This window comes from Salegentibacter sp. UBA1130 (assembly GCF_002311535.1).
GTDB classification, from domain to species: Bacteria; Bacteroidota; Bacteroidia; order Flavobacteriales; family Flavobacteriaceae; genus Salegentibacter; species Salegentibacter agarivorans.
Genome location: NZ_DCAP01000031.1, coordinates 50,089 through 63,353 on the forward strand (window position 1 = coordinate 50,089; position 13,265 = coordinate 63,353).

A 13,265-nucleotide genomic window follows, 5' to 3' on the forward strand; every position below is an offset into this window, starting at 1 on the left:
TTTTAAGAGGATTTCCGCATTTTTGGAGCTTTCCCGTACCGGAAACTACCTTTATTATTATTATTAAGAATTATAAGTTATTTCCTACAATTTTTATTTTAGCGTGTATTAAACTGCTTTTTAGCGCAGAATTTCTTCAATTTTTATCGGGGACTTGTAAAATAACTATAAATTATTATAAATCAGTGCTTTATGTGTGTTTTAGTCTTCTTTTGAAATGAGCTTATTATTTGGATAAATTTTATAGGAAATTTCACACCATATCGATTAATTCAACTTTTTTAAAGATTTTAGAGCGCGGCTATAATTTTATTTCTTCCTATTAAATTTTTAAAATTTTTATAACTGTAATTTTTATAAATCTACTGAAAACTAAAGATTTAGAATCTGCTTTTCAATGAATTATATAAAATATAAAGAGGATAAGAAAATTCCTACTAATTCAAATAAGTGCATACGGGTTTTCCCGTATAATTATTCCTTTAAGATTCATTTCACATCTTGTCAAAAAATGTAGCTCTTCATCGAAAAGTATATTTTCGTCCTAAAATCCATCCTATATTAGCATCAGAATTTAACACCCCCCTAAACCTTCCCCCCAAGGTTGCGTCAAATTCTAACTCCCTACACATTATGCCCCCAACATTAATTCTATTTCTATAGTATAGTTTTATTATAGTTATGAAGAAGACTCGTTTTGCCCCAAAGTGAAATTGTAAGTTTTTAATTTAAATATTTTTTTAACCTTAATTTTTTATTATGAAAAAAGTGATTTTTTGCGCTAGCGCGCTAATGTTTGGGGCAGTTGCATTTGCTCAAAGTAATTCAAGTCTTGTTGGTCAATCTGGTAATCATAACCAATCTGATGTAGATCAACAAGGATTATCTAACCTGTCTTTTGTTTCTCAATCTGGAGATCATAACTCTGCTGATGTAGATCAAAAAGCTGAGTATAATGAAGCTTTTGTTATTCAAACCGGAAGTCATAACTCTGCTATTTCAGGTCAGAATGATGATGGTCTACAAGGACCAGCGGCGAATTTCTCTAGGCAATATCAAAGTGGTAACCACAACGAAGCTGTAATTTCTCAAGATTCTCCATATACAAATGGTGCAGGAAGCGGAACTGTAAATGGTGTGGCTATGCAAATACAATCTGGAAACGGCAACGATGCTAGTATCGAGCAATTAAACAGCAACCATGTTTCTATTCAAACGCAGTCTGGGGATAATAACTCTGCTGACGATTTTCAAACTGGTGCAAGTCATGAATCTTATACCTTTCAATCTGGAAACCACAATGAGAGTGATGTTTACCAAAACGGATGGGGAAGTAATTCTTACGTAACCCAAACTGGAGATCACAACACTAGTGATGTAGAACAAAAAGGAGATCGCCATATGTCCTGGTCTATGCAATCTGGAAATCATAATGCCAGCACTGTTACTCAAGGTGGTAGCATGCATATGAGCTTAGTGAACCAGAGTGGAAACCATAACACTTCAATGGTTAACCAGGGTAACTTAGTTCCATCAGCAAACTAATTAATAAATAGAAAATAACCCGGATGTATTTTAGGCGTCCGGGTTATTTTTATTTAAAAATTCATCTTATGAGAAGTATTGGTTTTAGCACTTTTTTATTACTGCTTTGTTTTAATTTCCAGTTAACTGCCCAGGATAATTTAACTCATAATCGAATTCAAAATCAGGTTGTAGTAAATCTTTTGGCAAGTGTGCAAAAGGAGAATAAACAGGTAAATAATGAAGTCTTCATAAATCAAATTGGAGATAGAAACCAGGTATATACTTCGGTAAGAGCCCAGGAGAATAAATCTGTTTACATTCAAAATGGAAATTTTAATAATATTTATTCTAATGTTATTGCCACAACCTTTTCATCTTCAATTGTACAAAATGGAGACAGGCATAAGGCTTTCAATTTTGTGAACAGTCCTGGAGAAGAAATAAGTTTAGAGCTTAATCAGCAAGGGAAAAACCATCATTTTGAACAATTTGGTTCTAATTCTATTGGAAATAATCTGAAATTTCATATGAATGGTGATTCACGCTCTTTAATTGTAAGAAATTTTAAATGATTTCATTGAGAAAAATAATATCGGGACCATTGAATTTACTGGTTCTAATATTTTTAATTTCAGTTTCTGCTGAAGCTCAAAATTTTAATTCAGAAGTAGAAGCTTCTATTAAAACCAATGATAATAAGGATAATCTCCTGGAGATTACGGGAATTTCTAAAAATTTAACCGAGGCTACTTATAGTTTGCACTACGAGTTATCGGTAATTACTTCATCTGGAGATAATAATTCTTCCAAAAATTCTCAAACGGGCCGGTTCACTTTAGAGCCTTTTGAAACCCGGGAACTTTCTTCAACTACAGTTTCAATTAACCCACAACAACGCAGCATTATTCTTTTAATAATTTATAACGAAGATGATGAGGTTATGGGTACCAGTAGAATTGTATTTGAAGAGAAAACAGAGGAAAAAGAAGAAAACCAACTCTCTTATGAAAAAAGAAACGAAGGAATTGAATTAACCAGTATGGTTATTCAAAGAACAAAAACGAAACCCGGAAAAGATTTCTACGACTTTTTTTACCAGCAATACAGTTTAAATCCTGTAGAAGGTAATAAAATGATAGAAATAGAAGAAATGATAAGTTTTGGCCGAACAACAAAAATAATGGTAAAGGTAGATGATAAGGTGATTTATGAATTTTTTACCAGACCAAAATTAGACTATTTAAAAGAACAGGCTGTTACGGCCTTACAACAGGTGAATAGGTATATGGAATACCTAAAAAACCGAAGCGAAAAGATTTCACAATATTAATTTTTTAATCCCCCCGATTATGAAAAGATTAGTTTTAATTCTATTATTTTTTTGGTGTCTCCCAATATCTGCTCAAGAATTGGTTTATACACCTAAAAATCCCGCATTTGGTGGTGATACATTTAACTACCAGTGGCTTTTAAGCAGTGCGCAATCACAAAATTCTTTTGAAGATCCTGATGCTGCACGCAAGGAACTTTCTGAAATGGAACAATTTACCCAAAGTTTAAATTCACAGTTACTGGGCCAGGTAGGCCGGCAGTTATTTACTGAAGAATTTGGCGAAGCAGGTTTACAGGAAGGAAAATATACTTTTGGCAGTTTGGCAATAGATATTTTTCCCTCTAACGAAGGTTTGGTAATCAATATTCTTGATACCAATACCGGCGAGCAAACTCAAATAATAGTTCCACAATAAACCTCCTATTTATGAAATTTTTGCAATACTCCATTTTAGTGGGGGTAGTGGTGCTGTTTTGTTCTTGCGGATCTTATTTTAACCAACCTGTAGACTATCAGGATGCTAGAATAGGGGAGAGTACAAATGCTACAACCGCCCTTAAAAATCTCCCTCTACCCGAAGAACCGGTGGTAGTAGGAGTCTATAATTTTAGAGATTTAACCGGCCAGTATAAACCCTCAGAAATGGGGAGTACCTTTAGTACAGCCGTAACCCAGGGAGCTACTTCAATTCTTATTAAAGCTCTTGAAGACTCTAAATGGTTTACTACCATAGAAAGAGAAAACGTAGGAAACCTTTTAAACGAAAGAAATATAATTCGTTCTACCCGCCAGGAATACAGAGCTAATTCTAATACCAATGAACCGCAACTTCCACCTTTGCTTTACGCAGGAATTATTCTGGAAGGAGGTATAGTATCTTACGATACCAATATTATTACTGGTGGTTTAGGTGCCAGGTATTTTGGTGTTGGTGGTTCTTCCCAGTATAGACAGGACAGGGTGACTATTTATCTAAGAGCTGTTTCTACTTCCAGTGGAAGAATTTTAAAGAATGTTTACATTTCTAAAACTATACTTTCCCAGGCTTTAGATGCCAGCTTATTTAAATATGTGAGTTTTCAGCGTTTAATGGAAGCTGAAACCGGCTTTACCCGAAACGAGCCTGTACAATTAGCGGTTACCGAAGCTATAGAAAAAGGGGTAGAAGCCCTGGTTTTGGAGGGAATTCAGGATAATTTATGGACTCCCAGAGAAGATCAGCAACCTTTAGCAAACGAATTAATCGCTCTCTATAATACCGAAAAAGAAGATGCTGGGATGGAAAGCTTATATGACCGCAAGTTTATAGATAAAACCGGCAGTTCTATTGGAGTTAATGTAGGGACTTCTTTAATGAGCGGGGATTTCTCCAACGCTGAAGCAGGTGGAATGTTAAGAGTAGATTATACCAATAATATTTTCCCTTCCCTTTCTGTGAATCTGGCAGCCAATGCTTTTGATCTTAAAAATCAGGGCGCATTTTCAGAAAAGTTTGTAGGCCTTGATGTGAATGGACAATATAATGTTTTGCCTAACGACACCTTTGGGCCTTATTTATCTGCCGGAGGCGGCGTTGTTTTTGGTTTGGATAGCGATGAGGTGCCAGATGGAATGTCTTCAACGCATTTTAAACTTCAATACGGCCTGGGGCTTGAGTATATGATTACCGACAAGTTGGGCATAAGAGGTTTCGCAGAGCATAATCTTATGTTTAACGACGAACTGGACCGGTTTGTTCACGGTAAGCGAAACGACCATTATTTCAACTTTAGCATTGGTCTTAATTTTCACCTTGGTAAAACTAAACGTGAAAGAAATAACAACTTAAACAATCAATAATGAAAAATCTAAAATATATTTTTCCGCTGTTATTTATTTTCATTTCAGTGGGATGTAGTGAAGACACGATTGATGCTTTACAAAGCGGAAGCATAACCGGAACCGTAGTGACCGAGGGTGATTTTGAACCAATAGAAAATGTACGCATTTCAACCACACCGGCAACTTCTACTGTTTTTACCGATGAGAACGGGGAATTTATAATTGAAAACGTTCCTGTAGATGAATATTCTGTGCAGGCCAGGAAAGAAGGATTGTTAACCCAATTTGAAGGCGCTGAAGTTTTAGCAAATGCTGAAGTAAATGTTATTTTTGAAATGCAACCTGCAAATGCTAATAATAGAAACCCCGACGCACCAACTTTGTTGACACCTCAGGACAATGCCGAAGGAATACCTACCACCGTAGATTTTACCTGGGAATCCCGGGATGCAGATAACGATACCCTTACTTACGAACTTGAAATAAGAAACGATCGTAATAACGAAGTAATGCGGTTTACAGAACTTCGTGATACTGTACAAACAGTTGAGGGATTAAATTATGGATATAAATATTTTTGGCAGGTAAAGGTTTCAGATAGCCTTAACGATCCCGTTTTAAGTGAAGTATATTCTTTTAATACGTTAGAATTTCCTAAAACAAGGTTTATGTATGTGCGGGAGATGAATAACAATAATGTAATATTTGCTCGAGATTTAAACGGAAATGAATATCAGCTAACTTCTGCCAGTCAAAACAGTTTCAGGCCACGTAAAAATCATCGTACCAATAAAATTGCTTTCCTTAGAACGGTAGGCAATCAAACCCATCTTTTTACTATGAATTTAGATGGATCGGCTCAAACGCAAATCACTTCCAACATTCCTGTAAACGGCTTTAACCTCGAGAAAGTAGACTTTTCCTGGGCTAACGATGGCGCTAGTTTGGTTTATCCAAATTTCGAAAAACTATACAGGGTAAATGTAACCGGCGGCGGAACAAGCCTAATTTATGAAGAACCTAACGGCAAGTTTATAACAGAGGTTGATGTTAGTAATGACAATACCCGAATTGCATTGTTAGTAAATAATGCCACCGGTTATAATGCTGAAATTTATACTATAGATATGTCTGGTAATTTTATAAAATCTGTAATATCTGGATTCGATGGTGCCCTGGGTGGTTTAAATTTATCGGTAGATAACCAAAAACTTTTGTATACCCGGGATGTTTCAGGTTATGAGAGTGCCGACTATCGTCAACTTAATTCCAGGATGTTTATTTATAACTTCAACACTAACCAAAGTACAGATATTAGTGATGATAAACCTGAAGGAACAAACGATTTAGATCCAAGGTTTTCCCCAAGTGAAGCCGAAGTTACTTATGTAAATACTTCTAACGATGGGATTTCAGAAATGTTTATAGAACAAACCCTTATTGAAAACGGGGGAGCATCCAGTAGGCAGGAATTATATTCTAATGCAAAGATGCCTGACTGGGAATAAAGATTTTTCTTTTCGGGGGAAAGCGGTAGCGGATTTTTTGCTATCGCTTTTTTTATTTTATAATCTTTCAGCGACTAAGCTAATCTGTTTATCTTTGGGGCTTCAACAATATAATTATGAGTCAGGAAGTTAGTAAAAGATATGCTCAGCGCGGCGTTTCAGCAGGTAAAGAAGATGTGCACAATGCAATTAAAAATGTAGATAAAGGATTATTTCCTAAAGCATTTTGCAAGATTGTGCCCGATTATCTTACCGGGTATGCAGATCATTGCCTAATTATGCACGCCGATGGTGCAGGAACAAAATCTTCCCTGGCCTATATGTATTGGAAAGAAACCGGAGATCTTTCGGTTTGGAAGGGCATTGCGCAAGATGCACTAATTATGAATATAGACGATCTGCTTTGTGTGGGCGCTGTAGATAATATTATGTTGTCTTCCACAATTGGGCGAAATAAAAATAAAATTCCGGGTGAGGTAATTTCAGCAATAATTAATGGAACCGAAGAATTGATTACCGAGTTAAAAGACTTCGGCGTTGAGATTCATTCTACCGGTGGCGAAACTGCCGATGTTGGCGATCTCGTAAGAACTATTATTGTGGATTCTACCGTAACCGCCAGGATGAAAAAGTCTGACGTAATTGATAATGCCAATATTAAACCCGGAAATGTAATTGTTGGTTTATCTTCTTCCGGCCAGGCTTCTTACGAAAAGGAGTATAACGGCGGAATGGGTAGTAACGGACTTACTTCTGCACGCCACGACGTTTTTTCTAAGGTTTTAGCCGAAAAATATCCTGAAAGTTTTGATAACGATATTCCTGAAGATTTGATCTATTCCGGAACTAAATCTTTAACTGATAAAGTTGAAAATTCACCTTTAGACGCTGGGAAATTAGTGCTTTCTCCCACCCGAACTTACGCACCAATTATTAAGAAGATACTTTCTAAATTCAGTAATAATGAAATTAATGGGATGGTGCACTGCAGCGGAGGTGCCCAAACCAAAATTCTTCACTTTATAGATAATTTGCATATTATTAAAGACAATATGTTTGAGGTGCCACCACTTTTCAAACTCATTCAGCAAGAAAGCAAAACCGACTGGAAAGAAATGTACCAGGTTTTTAATATGGGCCACCGTATGGAGCTTTATGTAAATCCTGAAATTGCCGAAGAGATTATCGCTATTTCTAAATCTTTTAATGTAGATGCGCAAATTGTTGGTAGGGTGGAAGCTGCAGATGAAAAGAAACTTACTATTAACAGTGAGGTTGGGAAATTTGAGTATTAAAAACTTCTTCTAGTTTATTGATAGTAGTGATTTTTAAAAAGTATAGATTGCATAAAATTACAAGCTAAGTTTTTAAGGTTGTTTACTTACCTCTAAAAATATACCCTATTGGCGAATAAATTGAATATATATAACTCCAAATTTGTTTTTGCCTCAACCGTTGTTTGGGTTATACTCAATTTACTTAGTCTCTATTTTTTTACTGAAGAAGCCAGCAGGTGGGTAAGGGTCGCAACATCTTCGTATTTTATTTTATGGAGTTTGTCTTTCCAGGCTTTTAAATCTAAAATTCATTATGTATTATTTTCCTTTTGGATTTGTGATATAGCGCTTCTTTTTTACGAAAATCAAATCTTTAATTTTATAACTTTTATTTCCAGATCTTCGATTTTCTTTGCGTTGATTTTAATTGTTTTTCCTAAAATTAGGGCTATAAAATTTAGGTTTTTTGAATTGTTTCTGGGTTTGGCAGTGGTAGGTATTAATATTTATCTATTGTTTGAACTCTTAGATATGGTCCCAGAAGTTCACTTATACGATTATTTTGATCCGGCCTATTTGGGCTTTACCATTCTAACGATGATGTTGGTTGGAACAGCAATTACTTATAATAATAGGTACAGCAACAAAAAAAGTTCTTATTTTTTGCTGGCTGCACTTTTCCTGGCGCTCTCTGATGTGAATTTCTTTATAGCCTTCTATTTAGATATGCCTGTCTTTTATTACCCCGATAGATTTCTTCATATTTTTAGTCTTGGTTTAATTATTCTATTCTGGATAAAACCTTTGGAATTTAACTACATTGAGGGGGTTGATACAGAAGTTTAATCTTTAAGTTGAAGAAAGTTTAAATTAAAATTTTCTGTTTTTTTAGGCTATAAATCTAAAACGTACCAACTCTTAAATATTGATAATCTTCCAAAGCTTTTTCCTCTTTAATAAGCTGTGTACTGCCATTTTTCAGAAGATAAATCTCATCGCTGGAATCCAAAATATGCCGATACATATGGTCGGTAATAATTATGGCTTTTTCTTTCTTTAATTCTTGAAGTAAATGTTTAATTTTCTCTACATACAATGGCGAAAGATGGGAAAATGGTTCATCTAAAAGAATAAGTTTAGCTCTGCTATTTAGGCAAATATAAATTTCCAATACACGTTGTTGCCCCCCTGAAAGCTCTCGCATTTTATTGTTTTTTGCGGCCTTAAATTCAGGGAAAATCTTTAAAAATTCCTTTAGATCTACCTTAAAAAGTTGAAAGCAGGTTTCAAGTTTCATTTTGGGCGGAATAAAATTTTGTTGCGGTAAATAGTTTACCATTCCGTATTTAAAAAGTGGTTTCAGGTAAGGTTTCTTGTCAATTCTAATCAATTTGTGCCTGGGCTGAAGCCTTCCGAAGAAAATATTGAGCAAACTGCTTTTGCCGCAGCCATTAGGACCGAGTATTCCGGTAACTTTTCCTGTTTCAGTCTTTAAGTAAACTCCGTTAAGAATTTGCTTGTCGGCAAAATAAAATTCAATATTATCAATTTCGAAGATCATATTATCAGAGAATAAATTCCGGCGGAAACTATGATGAAAATAAAATCTATAAGAAAACTAAAAAAGAACAGTTGAATACTACTTAAAGAAAGGTTTTGGTAAAGATACAACTGGTTTTTATATGAGGTTTTATAAACGTAAAATACCAGTAAACTAAGCACAAGCTTAAATATGACTATCAAAATCAACGGGTTTCTATAAAATAGAAATACAAAATTCAGCAAAATAGATATCAAAATAAATTGCTTGTAAAAATAAAATATTGCCCTGGTTTTGCTTATCATAAAAGTCGTAAGATCGTTTCAATTTACAATTCTTTTTTCAATCTTATAATTCGCCCAATTTATCGTAAATTTGTTTTCCTAAAATCAGTGTGATTATATGATTGAGAAGCTTAATATAGTAAAGCAGCGTTTTGATGAGGTGAATGATCTTATTATTCAGCCCGATGTGATTTCAGATCAAAAGCGATACATAGAATTAAATAAAGAATATAAAGATCTTAGGGCTTTAATGGATGAGCGCGAAAGATATTTGGAACTCACCAATAATATTGAAGAAGCCAAAGAAATTATTGCCGATGGCAGCGATGCGGAAATGACCGAAATGGCCAAAATGCAATTGGAAGAAGCCGAAAAGGAAGTGCCAAAGCTGGAAGAAAAGATTAGGATGATGCTGGTTCCAAAAGATCCAGACGATGCCAAGAACGTGGTAATAGAAATTAGGGCCGGTACCGGTGGTGATGAGGCTAGTATTTTTGCCGGAGATCTTTATAGAATGTATACCAAATATGTGGAAAGCAAAGGCTGGAAGCATAATATTGTAGATTATAGCGAAGGTACCAGTGGCGGATTTAAAGAGATGATTTTTGAAGTTTCTGGTGAAGATGTTTATGGTACAATGAAGTTTGAAGCCGGTGTACACCGTGTACAACGTGTGCCACAAACCGAAACACAGGGTCGTGTGCATACTTCTGCAGCTACCGTAATGGTACTTCCTGAAGCTGAAGAATTTGATGTAGAAATAGATCCAAAAGAAGTGAGAATAGATTATTTCTGTTCTTCCGGTCCCGGTGGGCAATCGGTGAACACTACTTATTCTGCCGTGCGATTAACTCACGAGCCTACAGGATTGGTGGCACAGTGCCAGGATCAAAAATCGCAGCATAAGAACAAAGAGAAAGCCTTTAGAGTATTACGTTCCCGTTTATATGAAATGGAACTTGCTAAAAAGCAGGAAGCCGATGCCGCCAAAAGAAACTCTATGGTTTCCAGTGGTGACCGTAGTGCGAAAATTAGAACCTATAACTATTCCCAGGGAAGGGTTACAGATCACCGTATAAACCTTACCCTTTATGATCTTTCAAACATCATAAATGGGGATATCCAGAAAATACTGGACGAATTGCGATTTGTAGAAAATACAGAGAAGCTTAAAGAAAATTCAGATATATTTTAAACTGTCACCTCCGCGAAGGCGGAGGTCGCTTTTTTTATTTTTTAAGTATGACAAATACTTTATTTTAAGAATTACTTTCCGCGAAAGCGGAATTTTCTTTTTATTTTGAATCATATTAATTACAAAAAACTAACCTATGTCCCCACAAGAATTAACTGAACAGATCTTTAAAAAGCAATCGTTTTTATGTGTGGGACTTGATGTGGATATAGATAGGATTCCCACCTATTTATTGTCTGAAGACGATCCTATTTTTGAATTCAATAGAGCTATAATAGACGCTACGCATAAATTTTGCGTGGCTTATAAGCCTAATATCGCTTTTTATGAAGCTAATGGAGTTGAAGGGTGGCAGGCTTTAGAAAAAACAATCAATTATCTTCACCACGAATATCCCGAAATATATACCATTGCTGATGCCAAACGTGGCGATATTGGTAATACTTCCAGAATGTATGCTAAAACTTTTCTCCAGGATCTCGGTTTCGATTCGGTAACGGTAGCGCCCTATATGGGAAAAGATTCAGTAGAGCCATTTTTGGAGTTTGACAATCGCCAGGCAATTTTACTGGCTTTAACTTCTAATGAAGGTGCTTTCGATTTTCAAACTCAGCAAATTGATGGCGAAGAACTTTATAAAAAAGTACTTAAAACCTCTAAAACCTGGAAAAATTCTGAGAATTTGATGTACGTTGTGGGAGCGACTAAAGCTGAATTTCTGAAAGAAATAAGGGAGATTATTCCTGAAAATTTCTTGTTAGTACCTGGTGTTGGAGCCCAGGGCGGAAAACTGGAAGACGTTTGTAAATACGGAATGACTAAAAATGTTGGTCTTTTAGTAAATTCTTCCCGAAAGATTATTTATGCTTCAGAATCTTCAAATTTCGCTGAAATAGCTGGAGCCAAAGCTGAAGTGCTTCAGCAGCAAATGGCAGAAGAGTTGAGGAAACTTTAAAATTCTAACATGGAAGTGATAGATCAATTACAAAGAAAGATTTCCCTTCCCAACGTTCTAAAACGAATTATTTCCTTAGTTCCCAGTCAAACCGAACTTCTGGTAGACTTAGGTTTGGAGGAAAACCTGGTAGGCATCACAAAATTCTGCGTTCATCCCCAATATCTTCGGAAAACCAAAACCATAGTAGGCGGTACCAAGCAGGTTAAGATTGAAAAAATCAAAGCTTTAGAGCCAGATATTATTCTCTGTAATAAAGAGGAGAATACCAAAGAAATGGTGGAAGAGCTACAAGAAATTGCTCCCGTACATGTTTCAGATATTGTGAAAATTGACGATGCTTTTACATTGATGCATCAATACGGTGAGATCTTTCAGAAAGAAGCTTTAGTGGGAACAATGGTAAATTCCGTTAGGGAAAAAATTGTGGTTCTACAGGAAAAACTTCAGGATAAACCGGTAAAAAAAGTAGCCTATTTTATCTGGAAAAAACCTTTAATGGTGGCCGGTAAGGAAACTTTTATAGACGAGCTTTTAAAACTAAATAAGTTTGAAAATGTATTTAAAGAGTCTCGATATCCCGAAACTTCTTTTGAAGAAATAAAAGCCAAAAATCCCGATGTAATTTTACTTTCTTCAGAACCTTATCCGTTTAAAGAGAAACATAAAGAATATTTTTCAGCATTAAATATTGAAATTCAACTGGTAGACGGGGAATATTTTAGCTGGTACGGATCAAGATTGGTGGGAGCAATAGATTATTTTAAAACGCTTAGAAGCTAATAATCTATTTTATCATAATTCATTCTTCGAAGTTCCCTTAGAATGGATTTTGCACGAGCGTTTAAGCGGTCACTTTCCTCTTTATCGGTAAGTGCCAGCTTGTAAGCTTTGTGCATAAGGTGAGTATACTTATCACAGAGGCATTCTTCTGTAGATTTTGTTTCAAAGATTTTGAACATAATTTGTTTTCGTCTTTGATGCAAAGATAGGAGCCAACACCGCAAAGGATTGCTAAGTCGGCGTTAATGTTCATGTAAAAAATCTTTCTTTAAGGCTTTAAATGTTAAAATATTAGAGATGCCCTTTTAATACTGGTTGTCTTGTAATGCGAATACTCGTTGTAAAAGATTTGTAGTCCTTGCAGAAACCTTTTCTCTTATTTCTTTTTCTTCAAACGCGATCATTGTATAAACACCGTTTAAAGCTTCATTGGTTACATAATCGGCCAGGTCTGGATTCACATTGCTGGTTAGCGGTAAACTGTTATATCGGTTTATAATATTGGTCCATACTTCAGTAGCACCTACTTTCTCCAGGGAATTGGTTACAACAGGATTAAATTTGCTGTAAAGAGGCTCTTCGGTTTTGCCGGTAAGATACATTGTGGCGGCATTATCCTGGCCTAATAGAATATTTCGCGCATCATTAAACGTGATCTCTTTTACGGCATTTACAAAAATTGGAGTGGCTTCTTTAACTGCTTCTTCAGCAGCCCTGTTTAATACTTTTAAGCCTTGATCTGCTAAAGCGTCCAGCCCAATATCGCGGAGGGTTTTGTCTACCTTTTGCAGTTCTGCCGGCAACGTAATTCTTACCAGATCATTGTTGTAAAACCCGTTTTCCTCGGTAAGTTTAGTGACTTGCTTTTCAATTCCCATATCTAAAGCCTGGCGCAAACCTGAAGCTATTTCGGTATTGCTAACGCCTGCTTGCGGGTAATTTTCGGCTATTGTTTGTAATTCAGCACAGGAGGAGAAAATAAATATGCTTAAAATGAGAGTAATCTTTTTCATAGAATGCTTTTTTGCAAATGTACCATTTT

The 13,265-nt window shown here is 35.6% G+C and carries 14 protein-coding genes; 11 read left to right on the forward strand and 3 right to left on the reverse strand.

The genetic code is table 11. The annotated features are described in order from the left end of the window. Positions 1–759 precede the first annotated feature (759 nt). The 8 genes from B4F31_RS11895 to B4F31_RS11930 all read left to right on the forward strand — a co-directional run bounded on the left by B4F31_RS11895 (position 760) and on the right by B4F31_RS11930 (position 8,312). Positions 760–1,545 carry a hypothetical protein gene (locus B4F31_RS11895; RefSeq protein WP_286761376.1) on the forward strand — a complete coding sequence of 262 codons (786 nt, stop codon included), beginning with the start codon at positions 760–762 and terminating at the stop codon, positions 1,543–1,545. Positions 1,546–1,613: 68 nt separating this feature from the next. After that, positions 1,614–2,099, forward strand: coding sequence for a hypothetical protein (locus tag B4F31_RS11900; protein WP_286761377.1), 486 nt, complete (start codon positions 1,614–1,616; stop codon positions 2,097–2,099). Between the two features lie 5 nt (positions 2,100–2,104). Further along, positions 2,105–2,857: a curli-like amyloid fiber formation chaperone CsgH gene (gene csgH / locus B4F31_RS11905; RefSeq protein ID WP_177195729.1), complete on the forward strand. Its 753-nt coding sequence runs from the start codon at positions 2,105–2,107 to the stop codon at positions 2,855–2,857. Between the two features lie 19 nt (positions 2,858–2,876). Then, complete coding sequence (locus B4F31_RS11910; protein WP_075326136.1) at positions 2,877–3,275, forward strand: curli production assembly/transport component CsgF; 399 nt, start codon at positions 2,877–2,879, stop codon at positions 3,273–3,275. Positions 3,276–3,286: 11 nt separating this feature from the next. Next, positions 3,287–4,699, forward strand: a complete 1,413-nt coding sequence (locus B4F31_RS11915; protein WP_286761378.1) for a CsgG/HfaB family protein — start codon at positions 3,287–3,289, stop codon at positions 4,697–4,699. Beyond that, complete coding sequence (locus B4F31_RS11920; RefSeq protein WP_286761379.1) at positions 4,699–6,189, forward strand: carboxypeptidase regulatory-like domain-containing protein; 1,491 nt, start codon at positions 4,699–4,701, stop codon at positions 6,187–6,189. The genes B4F31_RS11915 and B4F31_RS11920 overlap by 1 nt, the downstream gene beginning before the upstream one ends. A gap of 116 nt (positions 6,190–6,305) precedes the next feature. Beyond that, on the forward strand, positions 6,306–7,484 hold the full coding sequence (locus tag B4F31_RS11925) for an AIR synthase related protein (protein WP_286761380.1): 1,179 nt from the start codon (positions 6,306–6,308) through the stop codon (positions 7,482–7,484). A gap of 495 nt (positions 7,485–7,979) precedes the next feature. Continuing rightward, positions 7,980–8,312: a hypothetical protein gene (locus B4F31_RS11930; RefSeq protein ID WP_286761381.1), complete on the forward strand. Its 333-nt coding sequence runs from the start codon at positions 7,980–7,982 to the stop codon at positions 8,310–8,312. A 55-nt stretch (positions 8,313–8,367) separates the two neighbouring features. Here B4F31_RS11930 and B4F31_RS11935 read toward each other — a convergent pair whose 3' ends face one another. Beyond that, on the reverse strand, positions 8,368–9,027 hold the full coding sequence (locus B4F31_RS11935) for an ATP-binding cassette domain-containing protein (protein WP_286761382.1): 660 nt from the start codon (positions 9,025–9,027) through the stop codon (positions 8,368–8,370). A gap of 381 nt (positions 9,028–9,408) precedes the next feature. Here B4F31_RS11935 and prfA point away from each other — a divergent pair, with 381 nt between their 5' ends. From prfA to B4F31_RS11950, 3 genes are all read left to right on the forward strand, one after another. Next, entirely contained in the window at positions 9,409–10,485 is a 1,077-nt protein-coding gene (gene prfA, locus B4F31_RS11940; protein WP_208224853.1) for a peptide chain release factor 1, read from the forward strand. Between the two features lie 136 nt (positions 10,486–10,621). Then, complete coding sequence (gene pyrF / locus B4F31_RS11945) at positions 10,622–11,440, forward strand: orotidine-5'-phosphate decarboxylase (RefSeq protein ID WP_093306432.1); 819 nt, start codon at positions 10,622–10,624, stop codon at positions 11,438–11,440. A 9-nt stretch (positions 11,441–11,449) separates the two neighbouring features. Continuing rightward, positions 11,450–12,223: an ABC transporter substrate-binding protein gene (locus B4F31_RS11950; protein ID WP_093306430.1), complete on the forward strand. Its 774-nt coding sequence runs from the start codon at positions 11,450–11,452 to the stop codon at positions 12,221–12,223. Here B4F31_RS11950 and B4F31_RS11955 read toward each other — a convergent pair. Together B4F31_RS11955 and B4F31_RS11960 are read right to left on the reverse strand one after the other, a co-directional pair. Then, positions 12,220–12,402, reverse strand: a complete 183-nt coding sequence (locus tag B4F31_RS11955; protein WP_075326145.1) for a Lacal_2735 family protein — start codon at positions 12,400–12,402, stop codon at positions 12,220–12,222. The genes B4F31_RS11950 and B4F31_RS11955 overlap by 4 nt on opposite strands. A gap of 126 nt (positions 12,403–12,528) precedes the next feature. Then, positions 12,529–13,236, reverse strand: a complete 708-nt coding sequence (locus tag B4F31_RS11960; protein ID WP_075326146.1) for a DUF4197 domain-containing protein — start codon at positions 13,234–13,236, stop codon at positions 12,529–12,531. Between the last annotated feature and the right edge of the window lie 29 nt (positions 13,237–13,265).

Coding starts and splice junctions, on each gene's coding strand:
- B4F31_RS11895 (WP_286761376.1), top strand. CDS start 760: ATGAAAAAAGTGATTTTTTGCGCTAGCGCGCTAATGTTTGGGGCAGTT.
- B4F31_RS11900 (WP_286761377.1), top strand. CDS start 1,614: ATGAGAAGTATTGGTTTTAGCACTTTTTTATTACTGCTTTGTTTTAAT.
- B4F31_RS11910 (WP_075326136.1), top strand. CDS start 2,877: ATGAAAAGATTAGTTTTAATTCTATTATTTTTTTGGTGTCTCCCAATA.
- B4F31_RS11915 (WP_286761378.1), top strand. CDS start 3,287: ATGAAATTTTTGCAATACTCCATTTTAGTGGGGGTAGTGGTGCTGTTT.
- B4F31_RS11920 (WP_286761379.1), top strand. CDS start 4,699: ATGAAAAATCTAAAATATATTTTTCCGCTGTTATTTATTTTCATTTCA.
- B4F31_RS11925 (WP_286761380.1), top strand. CDS start 6,306: ATGAGTCAGGAAGTTAGTAAAAGATATGCTCAGCGCGGCGTTTCAGCA.
- B4F31_RS11935 (WP_286761382.1), bottom strand. CDS start 9,027: ATGATCTTCGAAATTGATAATATTGAATTTTATTTTGCCGACAAGCAA.
- prfA (WP_208224853.1), top strand. CDS start 9,409: ATGATTGAGAAGCTTAATATAGTAAAGCAGCGTTTTGATGAGGTGAAT.
- pyrF (WP_093306432.1), top strand. CDS start 10,622: ATGTCCCCACAAGAATTAACTGAACAGATCTTTAAAAAGCAATCGTTT.
- B4F31_RS11950 (WP_093306430.1), top strand. CDS start 11,450: ATGGAAGTGATAGATCAATTACAAAGAAAGATTTCCCTTCCCAACGTT.
- B4F31_RS11955 (WP_075326145.1), bottom strand. CDS start 12,402: ATGTTCAAAATCTTTGAAACAAAATCTACAGAAGAATGCCTCTGTGAT.
- B4F31_RS11960 (WP_075326146.1), bottom strand. CDS start 13,236: ATGAAAAAGATTACTCTCATTTTAAGCATATTTATTTTCTCCTCCTGT.